Here is a 22,167-nt window from a genome sequence, read left to right on the forward strand (position 1 = left end):
CCTCCAGCTGATGCCGCAGGCGGACATAGCGCAGCATGTCCCGGTCGGGTGAGCGAGCGTTCAATTCCGTCATGCCAGCGGCCCACGCGGGTCCCCTGGCCGGCGCCGACGTCGAACGGGCCGAATAGGTTCGTAGTGCCGTGCCGCAGCCCTGGGTGCGGCACGGGTGGCGGCGAAGGTCCAGCACTGGCCGGGATCGGCCTGCCGTCTGTGCCTGGTCCGCTCGTCAACCGATAGGACGGCAGCCCCCGGACGCCAGGTAGAGCTCGACGATGTTGGCGGCCTCTCCGCGCATGCCAGTCCTTCGGCAGCTTGAAGAGGTCCGACCGGTGCGGCTACAGATTCCTCTCCCGCCAGACACCAGCAGCATGGTCAAAGAGACCTCGACACCCTCATGCCGATTCAGATGATCGGCCAGTGTGCGCGGCAGTCCGTACAACAGGGCCGATTTCTGCAGCCGTAGCACCCAACTCGGTACGATCACGTGGCCTGCAGTGGCAGCACCCAGCCCTTCCCGTCTCCGCCGCTTTTTTTGCGCCAGACCTGCTGGCCCGTTTTTCTCAATGACAGGACCTGGTGTAGTTCCAACGTTCACGTGGGCACGACCTCTGGTTCAGTGCTGTCCTCACGACCCCGTCACTCCCCCGCCACAACACGATATGGCTCTGCAAGGGGCTATACATCGCCACCTGCCAGTTCGCCATCAACGCCAATAAACTCGCCATCTGTTCCAAAAAAGGTTCATGCACTGCCTGACGAGCCAAGAGCAGAAAAAGCGACACAAGCCGAATCACGCGGCACCAGAGGAGAAAGAGAAATCAGCCAACATACATGCAACTCACACAGGTCGAAGCCCGAGCATCAGCGAAGGCTTCCGCTGACGCTCTCGTGCCGGCCCTGACCAGCGTTGAATGCTACGGCGCAGGTCTGGCATCGCCGAGGTTTGTCGCAGAAATCAAGATTTTCATCGCAGGCGACTGGCGCCGTGGAGACGGTTCCGGAACCCAGTCTAATTTTCGCCGCTGCGTGTCTGTAACCAGCATGGTCGCAGCCGCGCGCTTCACGTACGGGAGCATCTTTCTCCACACCTTGCTGCGGATGACTCACGAGCTTCAGATCTTCATTTATTACAGGCAGTGAAACAACTTGTTGTCAAGGATGTGGTTTTTTTGGCTCGATCGCCCCTGTGACACTTCTCGTACCCACGCGAACCTCGCCCACCCGGGGGTATATTGCACCTTTTTGCGCGATATGGAACACCCGACCGACAACCGAAAAATGGCCTCAGCCGACACCAGTGGTACGAGCAAGTCTGTCAATACGTACTAAAATGGACATAGGGCGCTATGTGTCTCTTGACAAGGTCATGTGCGCGGCCTTAGATCAATAAGGTGTGGATCACTCACCACCGAGTGAGCCGAAACCGCGGAGGAAATGCCGTACCGGCATCACCGCCCGACGCAGACACGGCGCGCAGAAAGCCGGACAGGCAGAAGCGTCGCGTCCACGGGTGAAAGCCCGCCCATCACCGCGATCAAACATCTAACGTCGGCAGTAGTGTGCCGCTCCTGTCACCTGCTGTGGGACGCCTCCGACCCCGTCGCCCGAAGCGCCACCACGCTGTCTCGTCCCGTCGCCTCGTCACCAAGAGAGTTGCGTTCGCCCGGTGCACATCCACGTGACAGTCGTCTTCGCACCGCGTACGTAGCAGCCACGATGTCGTGACCGCTCCTGTGACTGTCTCCGTCCATGCCCACCGCTCCTCCTTTTCACCACGAGAGGGTCGATGACCATGACCATAACCATGACCAGTTCTAAGAGCCTTTCCGCCCCTGGCGATCGTCTGCAGGACTACGAGACGGAGGACGGCGCAGCCTGGCGGGTGAGCGCACTCAAGAAGGTGAGCTACGACGTCATGGTGCAGCCGCGGCTGCTCGATCCGGCGAATCCGGCGCTCGCCCGTGCCGTCACGTCCGGTGCAGCACCTGCACGCCGGCTCATCGTGATCGACGCTACGGTGCACTCTCTCTACGGCGAGCAGCTCGCCGCCTATCTGGCGAGTCAGGACGTGGAGTTCAACCTATGCGTCATCGACGCACACGAGTCAGTGAAGGTCATGGACACCGTCTTCGAGGTCGTGGACGCCATGGACGCCTTCGGTGTGCCGCGGCGCCACGCACCGGTACTCGCCATGGGCGGCGGGGTACTCACGGACGTCGTCGGGCTTGCGGCGAGTCTGTACCGCAGGGCCACGCCGTACGTCCGCATACCCACGACCCTGATCGGGATGGTCGACGCGGGCATCGGTGCCAAGACGGGTGTCAACTTCCGTGAGCACAAGAATCGGTTAGGCACTTATCATCCTTCGTCGCTGACCCTCATCGACCCCGGTTTCCTCAACACGCTCGATGCCCGGCACCTACGCAACGGCCTCTCGGAAATCCTGAAGATAGCCCTGATCAAGGACGCCGAACTGTTCGAACTCCTGGCGGAGTACGGCGCGAGTCTGGTCGAGCAGCGGATGCAGCCGGGCGAGGACGCGGCAGAAGGTGCGGCGCTCACGGTGCTGCGCCGGGCGGTCCAGGGCATGCTGGAGGAACTCCAGCCCAATCTCTGGGAGCACCAGCTGCGGCGCCTGGTGGACTTCGGACACTCCTTCTCGCCGGCCGTCGAGATGGCGGCGCTGCCCGAGTTGCTTCACGGCGAGGCCGTCTGCGTCGACATGGCGCTCAGCTCGGTCCTCGCTCACCACCGGGGGCTTCTGACCGTGGCCGAGCTCGGCCGCGTCCTCGATGTCATGCGCGTCCTCCACCTGCCTGTGCTCCACCCTGTGTGCACGCCGGAACTGATGCGCAGGGCGCTCGCGGACACGGTCAAGCATCGGGACGGCCGGCAGCACCTGCCCCTTCCTCGGGGGATCGGCGACGCCGTGTTCGTGGATGACCTCACCCAGCAGGAGGTCGAAGCCGCGCTGCTCATGCTCGCCGAGCATGAGCAGGCGCCGCAGCAGCCGACGTTGCGCGGTCCCTTGGATCTGGGGGTCTGAGGGCATGGACGGAGTACGTGCCGTACTGCTGGCGGGCGGCGAAGGCCGGCGCATGGGGCCGTTGGGGCACGGCAGGCTCAAGCCGCTGGTGCCGTTCGGCGGCACCTCCCGCCTGATCGACTTCAGCATCGCCAACGTCCACCGGTCGGGCTTGCGGGATGTCCTGTTGTTGTCCCAGTACGAGGAACGCCACCTCATGGACGACCTGCATCTGGTGTGGAACGGGCGCCACCACGACTTTCGAATACACTTCGGCCCCTACGACGCGGTGTACCGGAGTTCACCGGGCGAGCTGCCCGAGCAGATGCCGGAGCGCACGTGGCCGATGGAGCGCGGCACAGCCGACGCACTGCTCAGCAAGGCCGAGTACATCTTCGGACAGGGTGACTCAGCGGCCTCGGAAATCCTCGTTCTCCATGCGGACCACGTCTACCGTTTCGACTACGGCAGCATGATCCGCGAGCACCGCGCGTCAAAGGCCGCGCTGACCGTCTCGTATCAGCGCATCGAGCGGCGGTACGTGCACCTGTTCGGCATGGTTGAGTTCGACAGGAACGGCTTGCTCACAGCCTTCGAGGAGAAGCCTCAGCACCCCACCAGCGACCTGGTGTTCGCTGCTTTCTGCCTCTTCGACGCGGCAACGCTGCGGCGTTACCTGGAACAGCTGAACGGCACGGACTGGCAGCACGACATCAGCAGGGATGTCATCCCGGCCATGCTGGCCGGCGGCGAATTCATCCGTGGGTATGAGGTCAAGAGCTACTGGGAGGACATCGGCACCGTGGACCGCTACCACCGTGCTCACCGCGGACTGCTGCAGGCCGAGCCGACGCTCGCGTTGGCCGACATGCCGCTCACCGTGGCCCCCGAGGTGCCGCGGCGCCTCGTCCTAGACGGGCCCGGCGGCCACGCCAGTATCGTGGCGGCCGACGTGGTGAACGAGGGCAAGATCGTGGACAGTGTGGTGTACCCAGGCGCACGCATCGGTCCCGGAGCACAGGTGGTCGACTGCGTCGTGCTGCCGGGCGCCCGGGTACCCGACGGAGCACGCCTGTCGTCGGCCGTCGTGCTGGAGGACGGCTCCGTCCAGCAGTGCGAGGCGGCACGGGAAGAGGTCGCACCGTGACGGCACTCATCCCCGCGCCGTGTGACCTCGTGGTGGCCGACCTCGGTGGTACGACCCTGCGCGTGGGCCGTATCGGGGCGGGCACGTCCGAGGTGCGCGATGTGCAGCGGGTGCCTACCGACGGACTCGGTCGGTACGGGGCACTCGCCCCGCAGGAACTCCAGGACCGGGTCGTGGAGCAGCTCGGGCGGGAGATCGCGGCTCGCCTCGCCTGTCCGGGGCAACCACCTGCTCAGGCCGTGGCAGTGTCCTTCGCTGGGCCAATGACGTCCGACGGAGTCGTGCTTGCTGGCCCGACACTGTGGGGAGGACCTGCGGCACCACTGCCCATCGCGGACGTGTTGGCGAAGCATCTGGGCCTGCCAGTGGTAGCGGCCAACGACGTGACCGCAGCGGCCTGGCGCTACGCCTCGGCCGAGTCCGAGCCCTTCTGCCTGACCACTGTGAGCTCGGGCATCGGGAACAAGGTGTTCCGCCACGGCGAGATCGTCATCGACGAGCACGGGTACGGCGGGGAGATCGGCCACTGGCTCGTCGACCCCGCCCAGGACGCCGCGCCGTGCGAGTGCGGAGGACGCGGCCACCTCGGGGCGATCGCGTCAGGACGCGGCGCGCTATTCGCGGTGCGCGCGGCGGCGGCAGCCGACACCGTTGCCTTCGCGCGCTCGGCGTTGGCCGAGCCATCGGGCGGCGTGCCCGACGGCATCACCAACGAGGCGTTCGCGGCGGCGGCCCGAGCAGGCGACAGGTTCGCGCGGGAGTCGCTGCGCCGCTCACTGCAGCCCCTTGCGTCCGCGGTGAGCCTGCTCTTCACCGCGATCGGTGTGCGCCGCTACCTGTTCGTCGGGGGCTTCGCCCTGGCCTTGGGCGACACCTTCCTGACGCTGCTCGGCGACGAACTGGTGCGGATCGGCTGCTTCGGCTTGGACGAGCGTGCGACGCGCGCCATGCTCGCGCTGGGCGAGGACGACGACGACCACTGCCTCATCGGCATCGGTCAGTTGGCGGCAGATCGCCTCGGCACTCCCGGGGCCCTCGAGGCGACGGCATGACCGCGCTGATCGTCGGAAACGGCTCCACGGGCGTCACGCTGACCACAGGACTGCGTCGGCTGCGGAAGTCGTCGTGGTTGTCTCCAGGACGCGGCCGAGGTCCGATACGCTTACCGAGGGTGTCCCGTGGAAACGGCTCGACGTGACACCGCCCGGGGACGTCACCCGGGTGCTGGCCGCCTGCGACACCGGGCAGGCCGTCCTCGTGTCCGGACCCTCGGACGTCACCCGGTATGGGGAGCCATAGGACGCCGTGACAGGACATGTCGAGGCGGAACGGCCTACGTGCCACCCGCCGAACGGCGTCGGCCAGCGCGTACGGCAGGGCGGAGCAACAGCCGGCCAGTCTGACGGTACTGCGAGTCGGCTTCGTCCACGGCCCGGAGAACCTGACGCTTTTCGGCCGGCTGCATTTCTTCGCTCGGCGCGCGCACGCACCGGTCGAGGGCCACGAGGTGCGCGCGCCCCCGTGACTGGTGGACGACTCCGGTCCTTGTACCGTCACGAGCGCGCTCGTGACGGTACAAGGGTCCGTCCCTCTGCACACCGGCGGATCCGACCGAGTCACGGGCCGCAGGACGGTGTACGAGCAGGCCCCCGAGCAGCTGCCTGGCTGGCGCCCTCGGCCTCGCGCTCCCTCAGGTCCGTGAGGTTCGCGAGGCGCCCGCCATCTGTCGCACGCCTCGCGGTCCACACGGACGGCTCGCAGCGATCGACCCATCAACCAGCCTGAGGAGGCAGCCCTTGCTCTCCCCCGACCGCCCGCGCGCGCTCGGAGCAGCCGCGCCTTCTTCCGCCGATGCCGGCTCGTCCTCGTGTGGCGACGGCCAAGGACCGCCGCCGCGTGGGGTGCCCGGCGCCCAACGAGTCGACCACCTGGCGTTCACCGTGTCCGACCTGGACGCCGCGATCGACTTCGCCGTCACGGCACTCGGTGGCGAACTCGTGTACCGGCTCGCGCCGTTGGCGCACGCCGACAACTGGATGCGCGTACACCTCGACGTCCACCCGAGAGCCAGCGCCGAGATCGCCCTCGTCCGCCTGGGACCCGACACCAACCTCGAACTGTTCGCCTACGAGTCGCCGGACCACACCGCCGCGCCACGGGCACCGCACGATGCGGGGCACGTCCACCTCGCGTTGCATGTGACGGACGTGACACGGGCCGCCGCCGAACTCACACGTCGAACGGGGGTGAACCCACTCGGCCCGGTCCTCCGTGTCCCCGACGGGCAGCCCGATGCGGGCACGCACTGGATGAGACTGTCCTCGCCGTTCGGCGCGCCCCTCGAACTGCGTTCCGTACCTGAGGTGTTGCCGTACGAGGCGGGTGGCGGCACACCACGCCGCCGACCGCCGGGGCCATGGTGCAACCGGGACGACGGCGCGGGGAGCCGACGTGGCCTGCCCGGCGCAGTCGGCGTCGATCACTTCGCCAGGACCGTCACGGACCTCGACGCGGCCGAGCAGTTCTTCGTGGATGTCCTGGGCGCCGAGTCCCTGTACCGAAACGAGCAGAGCGTGCTTCCCATGGACATGGCGGCGGCGCTCGGCGTGCCGCCCGGTGGCACCCTGCGGCGGGCCGTGCTGGGCATGGGCCCGACCGACACCATCGAACTGGCCTGCTACGAGGGGCCGTCGGCCGGCAACCCACACCCTCCGCACAACAGCGACGTCGGCGGCAGCCATCTCGCCCTGCACGTCCGCGACGTGGACGTGGCTGCCGCCTACCTGGCCGCGCACGGCTGCGCCGTGCTTGGCCAGCCGGAGACGATCGACGAGGGGCCACTCACCGGCGACCGATGGGTGTACACACGCGCCCCGTTCGGTCTGTACGTGGAGGTGGTACGCATGCCGGACGGCGCACTGCCCTACGAACGCACCACCGCCGCCCGACGCAGGGCCGCGCATGAGCTGTCATGGACCGACCGTACGCCACCCCGGCCCGCCCGGGACACTGTGCCGGACAGCCTCGGGCCAGATGCATCGAGCACTCAGCGGCGTCCCCGGGGGAGAGGAACCTCATGCCGGCCCTGACACCGGTCGCTCCCACCGTACCGGCCGGTGTCACCACCCTGGCAGTCCTTGCTGATCCGCAGGCCCGCGAGGCACAGATCTTCCACGGGGAGCGCGGACAGCTGTACCGGCAGACGGCACCGGACTCGGCATGGCTCGTCCTTGAACCACGGATCGCGGCGGCGGTCAAGCACCCGCTCACGGCTCGGCCATCACATCGGCTGCGTGTACCAGGACACGACACTGGCTCCGACGATGGACGAGACGCGGACGTCCGGGCGACCGTGGTCGTGTCGTTTCGTGTTCACGGGCCGCGGCGGCGCCTGCGCGAGCTGCCGGCCTGTCTGCGGGGGCTCCGTGCGACAGCTACCGAGCCGTCGGGACGAATGAGGAGCCGCGCAACCGTCAGGCGATCGAGGCTGTCGCCGACGGTGTCTCCTCGCCCACGAGAACGGCGACCCCGACAAGTCCCGGGCGGTGGACGTGGGCGTGGTCGATGCGCCCGGCGACGCGGAGGTGATCTGTATCCTGGATATCGGCACGCTGGCAGACCGCGATTCCAGCAGGCGGGATCCCACTGTTCCGAGCGCCTCGCACGACGGGTCATCTCAGCCACCGAGACATCCGGTGCGTGTACGAGGCGCCCACCAGCCGGGCGATCCGGCACCGCCTCGCGGGCAGGCCCCCCCGCAGGTGGATCCGGATCATGCGTGGGCCTTCGTCCTGCGGCGGCCACCGGGGTGCTGTGTGGGAGCACGCGCGAGCGCGTTCCACCGCATCGGCGGCACGGACGAGCGCTTCGAGGGATGCGACGGCGAGGCAACGGCTTCGCCTACCGGATGGGCACTCGTTTCCCCGTCCGATCCGTGCCATGGCCCCTCTTGCGTATGCACCACCCGCCGCGCTGCGGGAGGACGGAGAGTTCGTCAACGCCCTCATTTGCGATACTCACGCCCGCTCCGGTGCACCGCCGTGCCATGCCAGCGCGTCAGAGAGACATCTCGCGTGCGGAACAGGTCAAGCCGCCGTGGTCAGGGCCTCTGAAGGACTGGAGGTGAACGCATGCCGCTCGTCGAAGGACTGTCGGCGGGTGACCGGTGCGGAACTGGAGTATGCCCTCAGTGCCAGGGCGTCGGCGAGGCGTGTGCGGTCGTCTCCGATCTCGACGAGGAGTCCCGGGGCATCCTCGACAGCTCCGGGTCGGCGAGCGCGCTCGGCGCGGAAGACGGAACGCAGGCGCTCGGTCCCGGCATCAGTTCCCCGCTGGTGGCCGGCTCGCTCAGGTGCGGACCGCAGCTGGGGGAGATCAGGGAGGACGGCTCCGGCCGGGGATCGGAGCCCGTGGCCAGGGCGACACGGGCCTCAGCGTGGGCCGGGCCGTGCCGCTTGCCCATGAGGGGGTCCAGGGCGGCTGTGGTACTCGCGCAGCAGCGAGCGGACCTGATCGACCGGCTGCCGGCGATTCCAGACCGCGTCCTGCCTGGCGCGGGCGAGCAACGGCGGCGGCACGGGCCAGGCCGGGGTCATCGGACAACGGCCGATGGGCTGGCGCGTCCGTGCAATCGGGTCGCCCTGCGGCAGGCTCGCACCAGGACGACCGACGAACATCGGTTCCGGATGGGTTCGTGGCCGCCCGAGGGCTCCGGCGGTCACCGGTCTCTCGTCAGGCCCCCAGGGGCCGGGAGCCTCAAGGGATTCACCGGCGCCCGCGGGCCAGCACGAACCCATCCATCAGCCAGACCAGCCACCCGAACCCGGGCCCGGCTGGATCCCTACACACGGATTGGGACCATCACTATGACCACAAGTGTTCCCGTCGTCGACCTGGAGGTGTGGCAGGCAGCCGACGCCGACGACCGGGCACCCCTGGCGAAGACCATCGACAATGTCCTGCGCACCACGGGCGTGTTTCTGTTGGCGGGCCACGGCGTGCCGACGGAGCTGACCGCGCGTCTGCGCACGACGGGGCGCGCCTTCTTCGACCTGCCGTGGGAACAGAAGGAGCCCCACGCCGTGCAGCGCCCGCACGACAATGGCTGGCGCGGCCTCGGCAAGCAGCAGGTGGCCGCTGCCGGAGGCACGGGGGGCGCTCCTGATCTACACGAGGCGTTCCACATGGGTCCGGGCCACCGTACCGGGGACGACGCCTTCGACGCCCTGTACTACCCTGCCAACAAGTGGCCGCCGCAACTGCCGGAGCTTCGGGAGGCGGCGCTCGCCTACACGAGCCACATGACGCGGGTCGCAGGCGCGGTCATGGAGATGCTGGCCGAGGTGCTGGGCCTTGAGCCCTCCTTCTTCACGTCCCGATGTGGGCGTGCCACCTGGACACAGAGCATCAACTGGTATCCGTCGCTGGACACCGTCGGCACGACGGCCGAGGGGCAGATGCGGGTCGGTCCGCACACTGACTTCGGCACCATCACCTTGCTGGACCGCCAACAGGGTGTCTCCGGCCTCGAGGTGTGGAACGAGGAGGACGGTTGGTTCGCGCCGCCGTTCGTGGAGGGAACCTTGGTGGTGAACCTGGGCGATCTGACGAACCAGTGGACGAACGGACGGTGGCGCTCACTGCTGCACCGCGTGCTGGCCCCCAGCGCGAGTGCTCCGCAGGAGGAAATGGTCTCCCTCGTCTACTTCTTCGATGCGGATCCGGAAGCGGAGATCGTGCCGCTCGCCGCGCCGGTCGGCGGCGGTGCGGGCATGCCCACCGTGATCGCTGGTGAAACGATCCTGGAGAAGAACGTCCAGATGCTGCTCGATCTGAAGGGCCACGGGCTCTTCCAGGGTGAGCTGTCCTGTCATGGCCCTGCTGGCGCCCCCGGAAGCAGCCCGGCCGTGGATCACCAACCGCCCCCCAACGTCGCCCCGCCCAAACGGATCCAGTGACCGGCGCCGGGAACGACTTCGCCTGATCGTCACCGATCAACACGCCCGTTGCTTTGAGCCTTAAGGGCTCTTAGCATTCCGGCCAGGAAGGTCCGTCTCGTCACCGACGCGTAAGGGCTTCGGCTTGAGTACGGTCTCTCGTTTCCGTCTGCCGTTGCTGCGGCAGGGTTGCGCCACCTGCCCGCCCTGTCGTGGCCTTGCGGCTACGGCGGGTGGTGCGGGTTTCTGGTCGGCTCCACGAGGCTTCGACACCGCTGGGGTGTCCCGGTCGATGTCCAGGCCGCAGGCGCCGTATTCGTATGTCCGGATGTGCAGTGGCAGTTTGGCTTTCACCGCGCCGCACCCGGAACAGGTCTTGGAGGAGGGGAACCAGCGGTCGGCGGCCAGAGTGCGGCAGCCGTTGCGCTGGGTTTTGTAGGCGAGTTGGCGGCGGATCTCCCCGAGTGCGGCGTCGGCGATACGGCGGGCCAGGCGCCGGTTACGGAGCATCCCGGCGACGTTGAGGTCTTCGACCACGACGGTGCCGTACTCGGCCGCCACGGCGGTGGTGAGCTTGTGCAGGGCGTCCGCGCGGAGGTTCGCCACGCGGTGGTGGATTTTCACGACTTCGTCGTACGAAGTTCGAGGTCGTGTCGTCGTAAGCGCCGGGCATGCCGATCACTTCCACCGCAAGGGTTCGGTGCGGGGTCACCACGGACAGCCTTCGTCGCCGTTTCCGGAAACGTCGGCCGGCCGGTCACCGACGAAAAGCGGCTCGCCGAACCGGTGAGGCGGGGTGCCGCCAAGGCAACCTGACTTCTGGAGGCGGCAGAGCGGATCCGAGATCCGGCTGTGCACGAATGTGCTCGATACGCACCAGGCGAGCGAACAGTCGCGGTCACCCGGCTCTTCGCCGCTCACCGCGCCACCGACAGCACCGTCCCATGGCACGGCATTGCCCATACGCACACCGCCATGTGTCATCCGGGCTCTGCGCGAGGCCGTGACCAACCCGTCCCATGTCTCGTCCGACGCGGCCAAGGCAGGCCGGTGGACCTTCGAGCGCTCCTGGCGATCGCCGACTCGCGACGTCATGCAGGCACCTCCCGCAGGCGGGAGGAATCGACGGTGCACAGTGGCTCCCACCACTCCGGATGACGCGTGTACCAAGCCACGGTACGCGCCAGACCGTCATCGAAGGCCACAGTGGGCCGGTACCCCAGCTCAGTGCGGATCCTGTCGGCCGTCAGGGCATACCGCAGGTCGTGGCCCTTTCTGTCGACCACGTGCTCGACCTGGGACCAATCCGCGCCGAGCAGGGCGAGGATGCGCCGGGTCAGGTCCCGATTGCTCAGTTCGATGCCTCCTCCAATGTTGTACACCCGCCCTGGCGTACCGTCGGCTGCCACCAGGGCGACACCCTGGCAGTGATCGTCGACGTGCAGCCAGTCGCGTACGTGGGAGCCGTCTCCGTACAGGGGGACTCGCTCTCCCCTCAGCAGACGCGTTACGAAGCGGGGGATGACCTTCTCCGGGTGCTGGTGGGAGCCGTACGTATTGGAGCACCGTGTGACGCAGACGGGCAGGCCGTGGGTGCGGTAGTAGCTGAGGGCGAGCAGGTCGGAGCCGGCCTTGGAGGCGGAGTACGGGGAGTTGGGTGCGACGGGAGAGTGCTCGTCCCAACGGTCGGTCCCCGCGATCGATCCGTACACCTCGTCGGTGGAGATGTGCACGAACCGGGCCACCCGTGCCCTTAGCGCCGCTGCGAGCAGGCAGTGGGTGCCCATGACATTGGTGCGGATGAACGAGTCAGCCGCGGCGATCGACCGGTCGACGTGCGACTCGGCCGCGAAGTGGACGACGATGTCGGCGTCGACCAGCAGACGCTCCACCAGGGGGTCGTCGCAGATATCTCCCTCCGCGACAGTCAGCCGCGGATGGTCGATCACCTCACTCAGGTTGCTGCGGCTTCCCGCATAGGTGAACTTGTCGAGTACGGTGACATGGGCGGTGCGGAACGCAGGGTACACGCCAGCCAAGAGGTGCTTAACGAAGTGCGAGCCGATGAAGCCGGCCCCTCCGGTGACGACGAGGCGCACGAATCACCCCTCCTGTGTTGCTCAGTCGCTTCTTGTCGCTTCCCGTTCGACGATGTCGAGGAGGTAGTGGCCGTAGCTGGTCTGCCCCATACGGAGAGCGAGTTCCTGGCATTCCTCGGCGGTGATGAAGCCCATCCGGTAGGCGATCTCTTCCAGACAGGCGATTCGCATGCCCTGCCGTTGCTCCAGGACCTGTACGTAGTTGGCGGCTTGGAGCAGAGAGTCATGCGTGCCGGCGTCCAGCCAGGAGAATCCACGTCCCAGACGGACGAGTTGGGCACGGCCTTGCTCCAGGTAGGCGCGGTTGACGTCGGTGATCTCCAGTTCGCCGCGCGCCGAGGGGCGCAGGTTCTTGGCAATGTCCACGACGTCATTGTTATAGGCGTACAACCCGGTGAGTGCCAGGTTGGAGCGCGGCTCGGCAGGCTTCTCCTCGATGGAGACCAGGCTTCCGTCCTCGATGGTCTCTCCAACTGCGTACCGCTGGGGATCACTGACCGCGTACCCGAAGAGCAGCGCGCCGGCGACCTGCCGCAGCCTGCTCTGAAGCAAGTGGGAGAAGCCGGGGCCATGGAAGATGTTGTCGCCGAGGATCAGCGTGACAGAGCTCGTGCCTATGTGGTCGGCACCGATGGTCAGGGCCTGCGCGATGCCGTCGGGCCGGGTTTGTTCCGCGTAGGAGATGGACAGTCCGAGCCGACTGCCGTCGCCGAATAGTGTGTGAAACAGGGGCAGCTGATCCGGCGATGAGATCAGCAGGATCTCACGAATGCCACCCAGCATCAGCACCGACAGCGGGTAGTAGATCAGAGGCTTGTCGTAGACCGGCAGGAGCTGTTTGGAGACGGCGGAGGTGAGCGGGAGCAACCGGGTGCCGCTGCCGCCAGCCAGAACAATGCCCTTCATGGGGCCTGCTCCGGCAGCCGGTCCTTGATCCGCCGGACGGCCTCGTCCTCGTGGGCCGGAGTGAGGGTCCAGGGGGCGATTTCTGACCGGCCGAGGTTCACTTCGGACCTGAAGTGGTCTGTCTCGCGCATCGTTACGGCTGCTCCCAGTGGTGAGCGAACAGGAAAGGAAGCCGGTACGAGATGCTCCACCGCCCGCTCGGCCGGTACTCCGCTCGGCGAATCGTCCAGGAAGCCCTGCCGGCACGACAGGGCCGGGTTCTTCGATGACGCCGCCATGCCTACAAGCCGGGGTCACGCCGGACACACCACGTACGTGGTGTCGACATTCTGGCGTTCGGTCCGGACGGTGTCGGCGCCGTGCGCCTCGACCGCGGGGATCCGGCAGCCGGTCTCGGCGGGACCGCGTCCGAGGTCGCTGTCCCCGTGCGCCCTGTGGACCGGAAGCCGATTTCCTGGATCTACTCAGATTTTTTTGAGGTAAGCAGAAACTAGTGGGCGAACGGCGAGCAGCGATCACTCTCTGATTCTCACAGAATGACGCGGCTCGATCACCCGCCTCAAGCCTGGCAGGTAAGTCAGGGACGCCGAGATGTCTACCACCACACCACCGAGGGAGGAATTCCTTCGGCGCTGCGGTGCGACTTCTCGCGATGATTCGCCATGGTTAAGAACGTAGATCCTCGCAGTAGAATTTAACAACTACTTTCAGGCCACGTCCATCAGGGTTGATCTATACCATTTATTATACTTTGCCGACACCCGCCGGAGGCCCCGCCGGGAAGTGCTGGTCAGATATCGTTGGAGTGTCACGAAAATACGGGCAGCTCAAGACCCATGCGATGACACATGGAGCCCCCCTCCGGCGAGCGGGCAAGAAAGTCGATCGAATAACGCCGCCGGGCCTGCCCTCGTCGAGCCTGCTGACCCTCATTTCCACTTCACCCGATAACATATGTTTTGATGAGATATCTCAGCATATGTGGTCCAGACAGGCGTGATGGTGCCCTGCGCTTCTCATGGGTCGCTCACGGTCCTTGCGGCGCCCGCCGGCGTCCTGCAAGTGCTGCGGGCCTGTCACCTGGTGCGACGTCCCGCGGAGACCGTGGACCGCTCCGGGGCGACGGCCTGCTGGACCTGGGCGACTGCACCATGGACGTGTCCCACGTCCTGGCACTCGAAGGCAGATCACACACCGGCCCCTCGCCCGTCGACCGCGCCCGTCCCGGCTCTCGAAACGCCATGCGATCGTCGACCGTCACGGAACTCGGTTCGCTGTCACGCTCATCGGCGACAACCGGCACGACGTCAGCCGGCTCCTGCCGCTGGACACGGTCCCACCGATCCGAAGAGTGCGGGAACGCCCCACCGTAAGTCGCGGGGCCTGTACACCTACCGGGGCCACGCCTTCGACAAGCATCGCCCGCTGTGGGCGGCACTGAGCCCTTTCCAACTTGAGGTCCAAGCTTGGCAGTTGGGCTGACAACGTGGTGAAGCCCCTGGTAGATGGGTTTTCGACCAAGAGAACCGTCTCCACCAGAGGCTTCACGTGCTTGTTTACCCGTCCGGCATCGACGTGTCCAGCTCTGCCCTTCGCTTCCTCGCTCAGGAGTTGCGGCGGCACCGCCGTGTGATCGGCTCCCGTTGGCGGCGGCTGAACGCCGGCCGTCAGGCCCTCCTCACACTCGCCCATCCGCGGGTGGGGCATACCTATGCCCAGCTCGCGGCCGGATTCGGCGTCGGAACCACGACCGCATACCGCTACGTAACCGAGGCCGTCGACCTACTGGCCGCCCTCGCACCCAGCCTGGCCGACGCCGTCCGCACCGCGTCGGCGAAGGCGTACCTGCTCCTGGACGGCACACTCCTGCCGATCGACCGCATCGCCGCGGACCGGCCCTTCTACTCCGGCAAACACAAGAGACACGGGATGAACGTGCAGGTCCTCGCCGATCCCTTCGGCCCGCTGTTGTGGGCCTCGCCGGCCCTGCCCGGCGCCGTCCACGACGTCCGCGCGGCCCGCGAACACGGCATCATCGACGCCCTTGCCGAGGCCGACATCAAGTGCTGGGCCGACAAAGGCTACCGGGGTGCCGGCGGCACGGTCCGTACCCCGTGCTGAGGGCGATGGGAGACCCTTTCCACCGGCCAGCAGGCGGTGAACCGGTCCCACGCGAAGATCCGCGCACTCGTCGAGCAGGCCATGGCCACCCCCAAGTCCTGGCGACTCCTCCGCAAACTCCGGTGCTCGACCACCCGGAACACCTGCCTCGTCCAAGCCGTCCTCACCCTGCATCTGGCCAGCTCAGACCAATGATGGAAAAGCCTCACTGCGTCTAGCCGGTGACGGTCCGTCGCGGTACCGCTCACATCCCAGGACCGCAAGATGCATCGTGCGGTCGAGCACGCCTACACCCGGCTGCACCTGTTCGAACGGCTCCGGGTCCGTCACGAAATCGCGCTGGCCCCCATCAGGGCCTGCTCGAACTGGCCTGCGGCCTCATACGCCTCCGCCGCCTGCAAAACTCATTCCGAAACGATCAGTTACTCGGGGGTGCACTGTTGACATGAAAAAAGCCGCACGCTTCACTTTCGTAAGGCGCTGCAGCAAATACTCGTCTTTCCTGACGGCGGGTCGTCATGCAGACCCACGATCGCCCCGCGTGCCGCTGTTCCCCGTGCCCGGACGTGCGGTCGCCCTCGACCACCTGATTCTAGAACGGCGCGTGGCTTTCTCAGTCGACTCACTTTGATAGACGGACGAACGAGCAAGGGGAAAACAGCATGCTCGCAAGCAGGTTCGGTCGCGCCCCGGCCGGGGCCGCCCCCTGGTCAGCATCCTCCGGCCGACTGCCTCCACGACCGTCCGTACCGCACCTGCGCGGCGATGATCACCACGGGTGCAGCGCACCTTGCCACTGTTCCAGAAGCAGAGCGTGCAGGTCTCCTGAGCCGACGTCGCGCCCAGTCCACACCACCTGAGACGAAAGGCGAACCGCCTCCCCATGAGAGTTCCAGGGCTTGACTCCGGACCGCGCAGGTTCGTCATTGCCCGAGCGCTCTCCCGGTCCGGCGACACCGTCTTCCCCATCGGTCTGGCCGCCGCCATGCTCCAGAAGGACTTCAGCGCCTCCGATGTCGGTGTGGTCATGGGGGCCTCCTTGGCACCCGTGGTGTTGCTGATGCCATTCGGAGGAGTGATCCTCGATCACTTCAACCCCAAGACCCCGATGGTCGTCGCTGACGTCGTACGCACCGTGCTCCAGGGAGTGCTGGCGGCGCTGCTGCTGGCCGGGCCTCCGCCCCTGTGGCAGATACTGGTGCCGGCGCTGGCCTCAGGCGCGGCACAAGCATTCTTCCAGCCGGGAGTCTCCAACATGCTGAGGCAGTTGGCACCGGACCGGCTGCGGCAGTCGAATGCGACGGTGCGGACGGTGGAGTCGGTGGTTTCGCTCGGCGCGCCCGCCTTGGCCGGTGTAGTCATCGCCGTCACGGATGCCGCGGCCGTCATCGCCCTGGACGCCTGTACGTTCGCCGCGAGCGCCTGGCTGCTGGCCGGCATCCGGCTGGGGTCCGGCCCTGTCGCAGCCGCCCCGAAGTTCTGGGGGCAACTGCGAGAAGGATGGCACGAGTTCACCGCCCGACCGTGGCTGTGGTCCGTGGTGTCGGTGTTCTCGCTGTTCGGCCTGGTGGTGTTCGGACCGTTCGACGTGCTGAAGGCCGTCGTGCTCATCGACCGGTTCGGTGCGTCGGCCTATGCCTGGCTGATATCCGGATTCAGCCTGGGCGCCGTCCTCGGTGGGCTGCTCGCCCTGAGAGCCTCGCCGGGCCGGCCCCTGCGGACAGGGCTGTTGACGCTGCTCGGCTTCACCCCGCTGCCGGTCGTGATCAGCTTCGACCTGCCGGCGGCGCTCGTGGCGGTGGCCATGATTGCAGGCGGCGCCGCCAACGCCTACTGGGCGGTGATGTGGTCCACCTCGGTACAGTCCCACGCGCCCCCGCACGTGCTGAGCCGCATCACCGCCTACGACATGATCGGCTCCATCGGTCTCATGCCCGTCGGCCGGGCGCTCACCGGAGCGGCCGCGGGCTACATCGGCACCGCGACCGTCCTGTCCATGTCCTCCGTGGCACTGCTCGTCGGCTGTATGGCGCTGCTGCTCGTGCCCGCCGTACGCACCCTGCCTGCCGTGCAGCTGCCCCGGGGGGCGAGCAGCCCGGCTGAACCGACCTCCAACGCACTCGAAGCCCGTGACGCCTAGGAGCAGAATGCACCCTCGAACGAGTCGCACCCTGACCACCAAGGAGTTCTCCGACATCACACACACGGTGTCGATCCGGTCGCAGTCACGATCACGACTGCGCCGGGACGCCGGTTACGCGTCGGACGTCCCTCGCGAAGTCAGCCTCCAACTCACCTACAAGTGCAATCTCCGCTGTACGCACTGCTACCAGTGGAACGAACAGGGCTTCTTCCGCGACTGGGGGATCGACAAGCAGCGGACGGAACTCGACCTGTCCGTCGTCGAGGACGTGCTGAAAGCAACCGCTTCGGTGCGCGGCAAACTCTTCCTCTGGGGCGGTGAGCCCCTGATGCACAGTCGGTTCACCGACGTGTCGCGCCTGATCGAGCGCTACCCTCGCACCGTCAACATGTGCACCAACGGACTGCTGTTCCGGCGCCGGACGGACGACCTGTTGCGGATCGGTGAGAACCTGAATCTGCTGGTCAGTCTGGACGGTCTCGGCGCGGATCACGAGGAGCTGCGCGGTAAAGGCACCTTCGGGCGCACAGTGCGCAACATCGAGACGATGCTCGACATGAAGCGCAAGGGCGAGTTCCGCGGTGAACTGTCGCTGTCCTGCATGGTTTCGCACGTGACGGTGCACCGGATGTACGAGTTCATGGAATGGGCCGAGGAACTGGACGTCAACACCGTCTACTTCCAGTTCCCCTGGTACATCAGCCCCGAGGTGGCACAGGCGATGGACTCCGTCTACCGCGAGCACTTCGCGTGGCTGTCGCCGGAGACCGGAACCGCGCGCCCCACCTGGCACTCGTATACGTACCAGCTGCCCCCCGAACTGCTGCCTGCGCTGCGCGACTCCATGGCTCGGCTGGCCGACCGGGTCTGGCGCCCCCGGGTGCGCTACCAGCCGCAGTTGGAGCCGGACGAGGTCGAGTCGTTCATCCTCGGCACCTCCCGCCCGGCACAGCGACGCACCCGCTGTCTCGCCGTGACCAACCGGATGGAGGTGCACGCCGACGGGAACGTCAGTTCCTGCAAGTTCTTTCCGGAGTTCGTGGTGGGCAACCTGTACCAGTCCTCGACGGTGGACCTGTGGCAGAGCGAACGGTTCCGCCGGGTCCGGTCCGTCCTCGCCGAGACCGGCATGATGCCGGTCTGCTCCAAGTGCATCCTTCTCTACCTGAACGGAGTGTGAGTTCCATGAGCAACGCCACTCAGGTCACCGAGGCAGAAGCCCGCGTGCGGAGCGTGCTTGCGGAAGTACTGGCCGACAAAGTCCCGGTGGAGCAGATCACCGTGGACGCGGACATGGTCCAGGAACTCGGCCTGGACTCCTTACAGGCCATCCAGTTCCTGCTGGGCGTCGAGGACGAGTTTGACGTGGAGCTGGACTACGAGACCCTGAGTCTCGACCATCTGAGGTCGGTCCGCTACTTCACGGCCGAGGTCCTGGGACAGCCGGTGCACGAGCAGTGAGCACCTCGCGCCCGCCCCGCGATGAGGCCGTGTACTTCGGGTCCTTCGACGCCGAGCAGTGCTGGCGTCCCGACGACCTCGCGGCTCTGCCCCAACTGCCCGATCCGATCGCCGACCGTCTCGTGGCCTGCATGGACGAGGCGCTGGTCACCGCTGCCGCTCCGGGCGACCTGCTAGTCACCCGGAGGCCGGTCAGCGAGGCACACCGCCGTGCCCTCGAGACCGCCGGGTTCGGTTGCGCGCATCGCCACGTAGGCGGCCCGGACAACACCGCCGACGTGGAGCATCAGCTTCTTGGAGCCCCTGAACTACTGTCCGAGATGGGTAGGTTCAGGAAGATATCACCCTATGCGGTCCTTCCCGGAACGACTGAGCTGGCCAAGCTGACGGGCCACACAGATGCTGTACCGCAGGGGGAGACCGTGGCCCGGGTGAACGGCAAGGCGTGGTCCAGTTGTCTGTCTGCACGCCACGGACTGCCGGGTGCCGGTCACGTCGTCTGCTCGGCGGCGGAGCTGGACGCCACGGTACGGTCCATTGCGGACCAGGGCTACCCGGTCGTCCTTGTCAAGGACACCTACGGGGTGGCTGGGCGGGGCACCTTGGAGGTGGCCTCGGACCGGCGACTGGGCCGGCTGGTCGCACGCCTGCGTGGCCAGGAGGAACAGGGGTTGCGCGTCGAACTCGTGGTGCAACCGCGCTACGATCGCGTCGCAGACTTCTCGAGCCACCTCCACCTCGACCGTGACGGCTCCTGGCGGCTGCTCGGTGTGCAGAACCTGACCAACGCCGGCTATCGCCACGCAATATCCGGACCGGCACCGCGCGATCTCACGAGTGCACTGGTGCATCCCTCCCTCCCGGAGGTGCTGGACACCGTGGCTGGCCGACTGGCAGGCGAAGGGTACTTCGGCCCTGCATGCATCGACTCCATGGTGCTTCGGGACGGGACCTGGATCCCCATCCTGGAGGTGAACGCCCGCATGTCCATGGGCGGTCTGAACCTGCGGCTCGACGAGCGCGTGCGCGAGCACGGCCTGCGCAGTCATCTGTGGCAGCAGGATGTGACCGTCCCGGAGGGCTTCACCGTGGACCTCTTCCTGCGAGCGTTGCGCGCGGCGGGCCTGCTCTACGAGGGTGGAGGCGTTCCCGGCGTCCTCCCCCTGGTGGGCGGCTCCCTCGTGGCTCCCCGCGGGCGTCTGATCTGCGCAGCCATCTGCCCGGCGGAGTCGTTCGGCCGTGTGCGATCGAGCACCCTGGCCGTCGCCTCGTCGGCCGGCGTCGCCCTCGTGGGGGCAGCGTGACCTGGGGCATCGGCCTGATCGGTGCCACCGGCATCGCGGTGCGTGCGGTGATCGCCCCGAGCCGTGGACGGCGCGACATCGCCGTGCGTGCCGTGGCGGCGCTCGACAGGGACCGCGCGACGGCGTTCGGGCAGCGGCACGGCGTCAGGGCTCTGCCGCATTACGAGGACGTGGTGGCAGCAGAGGACATCGACATCGTCTACATCTCACTGCACAACTCCGCGCACGCCCGCTGGGCGCAACGTGCCGCCTCCGCGGGCAAGACGGTGCTCGTCGAGAAGCCCCTGTGCCTGAGCCTCGCGGAGTGTGACGCGCTGCGGGACGCCGAACGTCTGCACGGAGGGCGGACACTAGAGGCGCTCCCCACCCTGCGCCATCCCTGGCACGGTGTCGTACGGCACATGCTGGATGCAGGAAGGTTCGGTCGGCTGCACGGTGTGCGCAGCCGGTTCGCGTTCCAGGTACCTGCCCCCGGCGGCTACCGCTTGCGGCCCGAGCTCGGCGGCGGAATCTTTCTGGACTCGGCGAGCTACTGGCTCCAGGCGCTCCAGGACACCGTCGGGCTGCCTCCCTCTGGCGGCATCGGCACGGCACAGTGCACAGAGCTGCGCGGCGTCGACCATGCCTTCGAGGCGGAGCTGCCCCTCCTGGGCGAGGCAAAGGCCGTCCTGTCATGTTCCTTCTCCGCACATCACACCGCCGAACACGTCTTCGAGTTCGACGAAGCACACGTGCGCGTCCGCGGGGTCCTCCTGCCCACTGCGGGCGCGGTGCCGCTGAACGTCGCCGTGCGCACCACGACGGGACACACGGAGATCACGCGCACGGAACCAGTGTCGTACTACGAACGGCAACTCGACCGCGTAGCCGACCTGATGAGCGGCCGCGCAGGGCACTGGGGTGCGCAGTTGGCGGCGGCCCGGCCAAGGATCGCCACGATGGAAGGCATTCACCGGACGGCGCGGCGCGAGGTCCGCGCCGGCGTCTTCGACATGGAGCACACATGAGTCCTGAGGACCTCGACCCGTCGGTCACCGCCGTGCTCACGGCGGTCTCGGTCACACCGGCGGATGTGGTGGAGTGTACGCCGCTGGCCGGAGGCACGTACAACTCCCTACTGCGCCTGGTGCTGCGGGACGGGCGGCGGTGGGTCGTGAAACGGCCGCCGTCCGCAGGCAGCGGGGCGACACTGCGGTACGAGCACAACCTGCTGCGCGGCGAGACCGAGTACTACAGGGCGGCGCGGCATGTGCCGGGTGTACCGCTGCCCCGGTTGGTCCACACGGAAACCGGCGGTAAGCCACCGATCGTGTCGGGACTCATCATGACCGAGCTTCCCGGTGTCCCGTGGAACGAGGCCGACGCGTCCCTGGCACCCGGGGAACGGGCGCGGCTCCGTGCGGAGCTGGGTGGAGTCGTCGCCCGGCTGCACACCGCGACGGGGCCGGAGTTCGGCTATCCCGCCTGGCCGTTCGGCCCGTCGGCCGCCGACTGGAGGGGCACCTTCACCGCCATGACCGACGCCGTCCTGGACGATGCGGAGCGCTACGGAGTACAGCTTCCCCAGCCCGTGGAGCAGGTTCGGGAGATGATCGCCGAGACCGGGGACGTGCTGACCGAGGTGACCCGCCCCGCCCTGGTCCACTTCGATCTGTGGCAGGGAAACCTGCTGCTCGACGGCACGCCGGGGGCCAGGATCCTTAGTGGAGTGATAGACGCGGAGCGCATGTTCTGGGGCGACCCGGTAGCCGAGTTCGTCTCCCTCGCACTGTTCGATGACATCGAGCAGGACGACGCCTTCTTGACCGGATACGCGGCAGCCGGAGGCGATGCCACGTTCACCGACTCCGTACGCCTGCGCCTTCACCTGTACCGCTGCTACCTGTACCTGATCATGCTGGTCGAGGCGGTGCCCCGGCGCTATCCCCGGGAACAGTTGGCCTGGACCCGGCAGCACGTCGGGGGCCACCTGTCGGTAAGTCTCGACGCGGTGGCGTCCGCCCTGGCCGGTCGACCGTGATCGCG

General features: G+C 67.3%; 18 protein-coding genes and 1 pseudogene. 13 read left to right on the plus strand and 6 right to left on the minus strand.

Features of this window, described 5'->3' with window-relative positions; all coding sequences use genetic code 11:
- Window positions 1-831 precede the first annotated feature (831 nt).
- The 5 genes from CP978_RS00070 (at window position 832) to CP978_RS00090 (ending at window position 7,261) form a co-directional block, all read left to right on the plus strand.
- Entirely contained in the window at window positions 832-1,140 is a 309-nt protein-coding gene (locus CP978_RS00070; RefSeq protein ID WP_150478073.1) for a hypothetical protein, read from the plus strand.
- A 646-nt stretch (window positions 1,141-1,786) separates the two neighbouring features.
- Window positions 1,787-3,046, plus strand: coding sequence for a sedoheptulose 7-phosphate cyclase (locus tag CP978_RS00075; protein ID WP_242647076.1), 1,260 nt, complete (start codon window positions 1,787-1,789; stop codon window positions 3,044-3,046).
- A 4-nt stretch (window positions 3,047-3,050) separates the two neighbouring features.
- Entirely contained in the window at window positions 3,051-4,172 is a 1,122-nt protein-coding gene (locus CP978_RS00080) for a sugar phosphate nucleotidyltransferase (protein WP_150478368.1), read from the plus strand.
- Window positions 4,169-5,224 (plus strand): ROK family protein, encoded by a 1,056-nt coding sequence (locus CP978_RS00085; protein ID WP_150478074.1) that lies wholly within the window; start codon window positions 4,169-4,171, stop codon window positions 5,222-5,224. Before CP978_RS00080 ends, CP978_RS00085 begins: the two co-directional genes overlap by 4 nt.
- An 849-nt stretch (window positions 5,225-6,073) precedes the next feature.
- Window positions 6,074-7,261: a VOC family protein gene (locus tag CP978_RS00090; RefSeq protein ID WP_242647078.1), complete on the plus strand. Its 1,188-nt coding sequence runs from the start codon at window positions 6,074-6,076 to the stop codon at window positions 7,259-7,261.
- Between the two features lie 1,097 nt (window positions 7,262-8,358).
- On the opposite strand, the gene CP978_RS00095 is transcribed toward CP978_RS00090, so the two are convergent.
- A complete protein-coding gene (locus tag CP978_RS00095; protein ID WP_150478075.1) occupies window positions 8,359-8,634 on the minus strand; it encodes a hypothetical protein in 276 nt (91 codons plus the stop codon).
- A 436-nt stretch (window positions 8,635-9,070) separates the two neighbouring features.
- Here CP978_RS00095 and CP978_RS00100 point away from each other — a divergent pair, with 436 nt between their 5' ends.
- Window positions 9,071-10,129, plus strand: a complete 1,059-nt coding sequence (locus tag CP978_RS00100; protein WP_242647079.1) for an isopenicillin N synthase family dioxygenase — start codon at window positions 9,071-9,073, stop codon at window positions 10,127-10,129.
- Between the two features lie 60 nt (window positions 10,130-10,189).
- Here the strand turns inward: CP978_RS00100 and CP978_RS00105 are convergent, their stop codons facing one another.
- From CP978_RS00105 to CP978_RS36000, 5 genes are all read right to left on the minus strand, one after another.
- Window positions 10,190-10,714 (minus strand): RNA-guided endonuclease TnpB family protein, encoded by a 525-nt coding sequence (locus CP978_RS00105; RefSeq protein ID WP_242647080.1) that lies wholly within the window; start codon window positions 10,712-10,714, stop codon window positions 10,190-10,192.
- 102 nt (window positions 10,715-10,816) lie between these two features.
- A complete protein-coding gene (locus tag CP978_RS00110; RefSeq protein ID WP_150478077.1) occupies window positions 10,817-11,203 on the minus strand; it encodes a hypothetical protein in 387 nt (128 codons plus the stop codon).
- Window positions 11,200-12,207 carry a dTDP-glucose 4,6-dehydratase gene (gene rfbB / locus CP978_RS00115; protein ID WP_150478078.1) on the minus strand — a complete coding sequence of 336 codons (1,008 nt, stop codon included), beginning with the start codon at window positions 12,205-12,207 and terminating at the stop codon, window positions 11,200-11,202. Before rfbB ends, CP978_RS00110 begins: the two co-directional genes overlap by 4 nt.
- A 21-nt stretch (window positions 12,208-12,228) precedes the next feature.
- Window positions 12,229-13,113 carry a glucose-1-phosphate thymidylyltransferase RfbA gene (gene rfbA, locus CP978_RS00120; protein ID WP_150478079.1) on the minus strand — a complete coding sequence of 295 codons (885 nt, stop codon included), beginning with the start codon at window positions 13,111-13,113 and terminating at the stop codon, window positions 12,229-12,231.
- Entirely contained in the window at window positions 13,110-13,244 is a 135-nt protein-coding gene (locus CP978_RS36000) for a hypothetical protein (RefSeq protein ID WP_260421446.1), read from the minus strand. The genes rfbA and CP978_RS36000 overlap by 4 nt, the downstream gene beginning before the upstream one ends.
- Before the next feature lie 1,417 nt (window positions 13,245-14,661).
- On the opposite strand from CP978_RS36000, the pseudogene CP978_RS00125 reads away from it, so the two are divergent.
- The 7 genes and pseudogenes from CP978_RS00125 (at window position 14,662) to CP978_RS00155 (ending at window position 22,162) form a co-directional block, all read left to right on the plus strand.
- Window positions 14,662-15,429 (plus strand): annotated as a pseudogene (locus tag CP978_RS00125) (transposase family protein).
- A gap of 688 nt (window positions 15,430-16,117) precedes the next feature.
- Window positions 16,118-17,374 (plus strand): MFS transporter, encoded by a 1,257-nt coding sequence (locus CP978_RS00130; RefSeq protein WP_150478080.1) that lies wholly within the window; start codon window positions 16,118-16,120, stop codon window positions 17,372-17,374.
- Window positions 17,375-17,381: 7 nt separating this feature from the next.
- A complete protein-coding gene (locus tag CP978_RS00135; RefSeq protein ID WP_150478081.1) occupies window positions 17,382-18,557 on the plus strand; it encodes a radical SAM protein in 1,176 nt (391 codons plus the stop codon).
- Window positions 18,558-18,562: 5 nt separating this feature from the next.
- Complete coding sequence (locus CP978_RS00140; RefSeq protein ID WP_150478082.1) at window positions 18,563-18,838, plus strand: acyl carrier protein; 276 nt, start codon at window positions 18,563-18,565, stop codon at window positions 18,836-18,838.
- Window positions 18,835-20,142, plus strand: coding sequence for an ATP-grasp domain-containing protein (locus CP978_RS00145; RefSeq protein ID WP_150478083.1), 1,308 nt, complete (start codon window positions 18,835-18,837; stop codon window positions 20,140-20,142). Before CP978_RS00140 ends, CP978_RS00145 begins: the two co-directional genes overlap by 4 nt.
- A complete protein-coding gene (locus tag CP978_RS00150) occupies window positions 20,139-21,149 on the plus strand; it encodes a Gfo/Idh/MocA family protein (protein ID WP_150478084.1) in 1,011 nt (336 codons plus the stop codon). The genes CP978_RS00145 and CP978_RS00150 overlap by 4 nt, the downstream gene beginning before the upstream one ends.
- Window positions 21,146-22,162, plus strand: a complete 1,017-nt coding sequence (locus tag CP978_RS00155; protein ID WP_150478085.1) for a phosphotransferase family protein — start codon at window positions 21,146-21,148, stop codon at window positions 22,160-22,162. Before CP978_RS00150 ends, CP978_RS00155 begins: the two co-directional genes overlap by 4 nt.
- The last annotated feature ends 5 nt before the right edge of the window (window positions 22,163-22,167 follow it).

Origin of the sequence: Streptomyces nodosus (genome assembly GCF_008704995.1) — a bacterium.
In the GTDB taxonomy this organism is placed as follows: domain Bacteria; phylum Actinomycetota; class Actinomycetes; order Streptomycetales; family Streptomycetaceae; genus Streptomyces; species Streptomyces nodosus.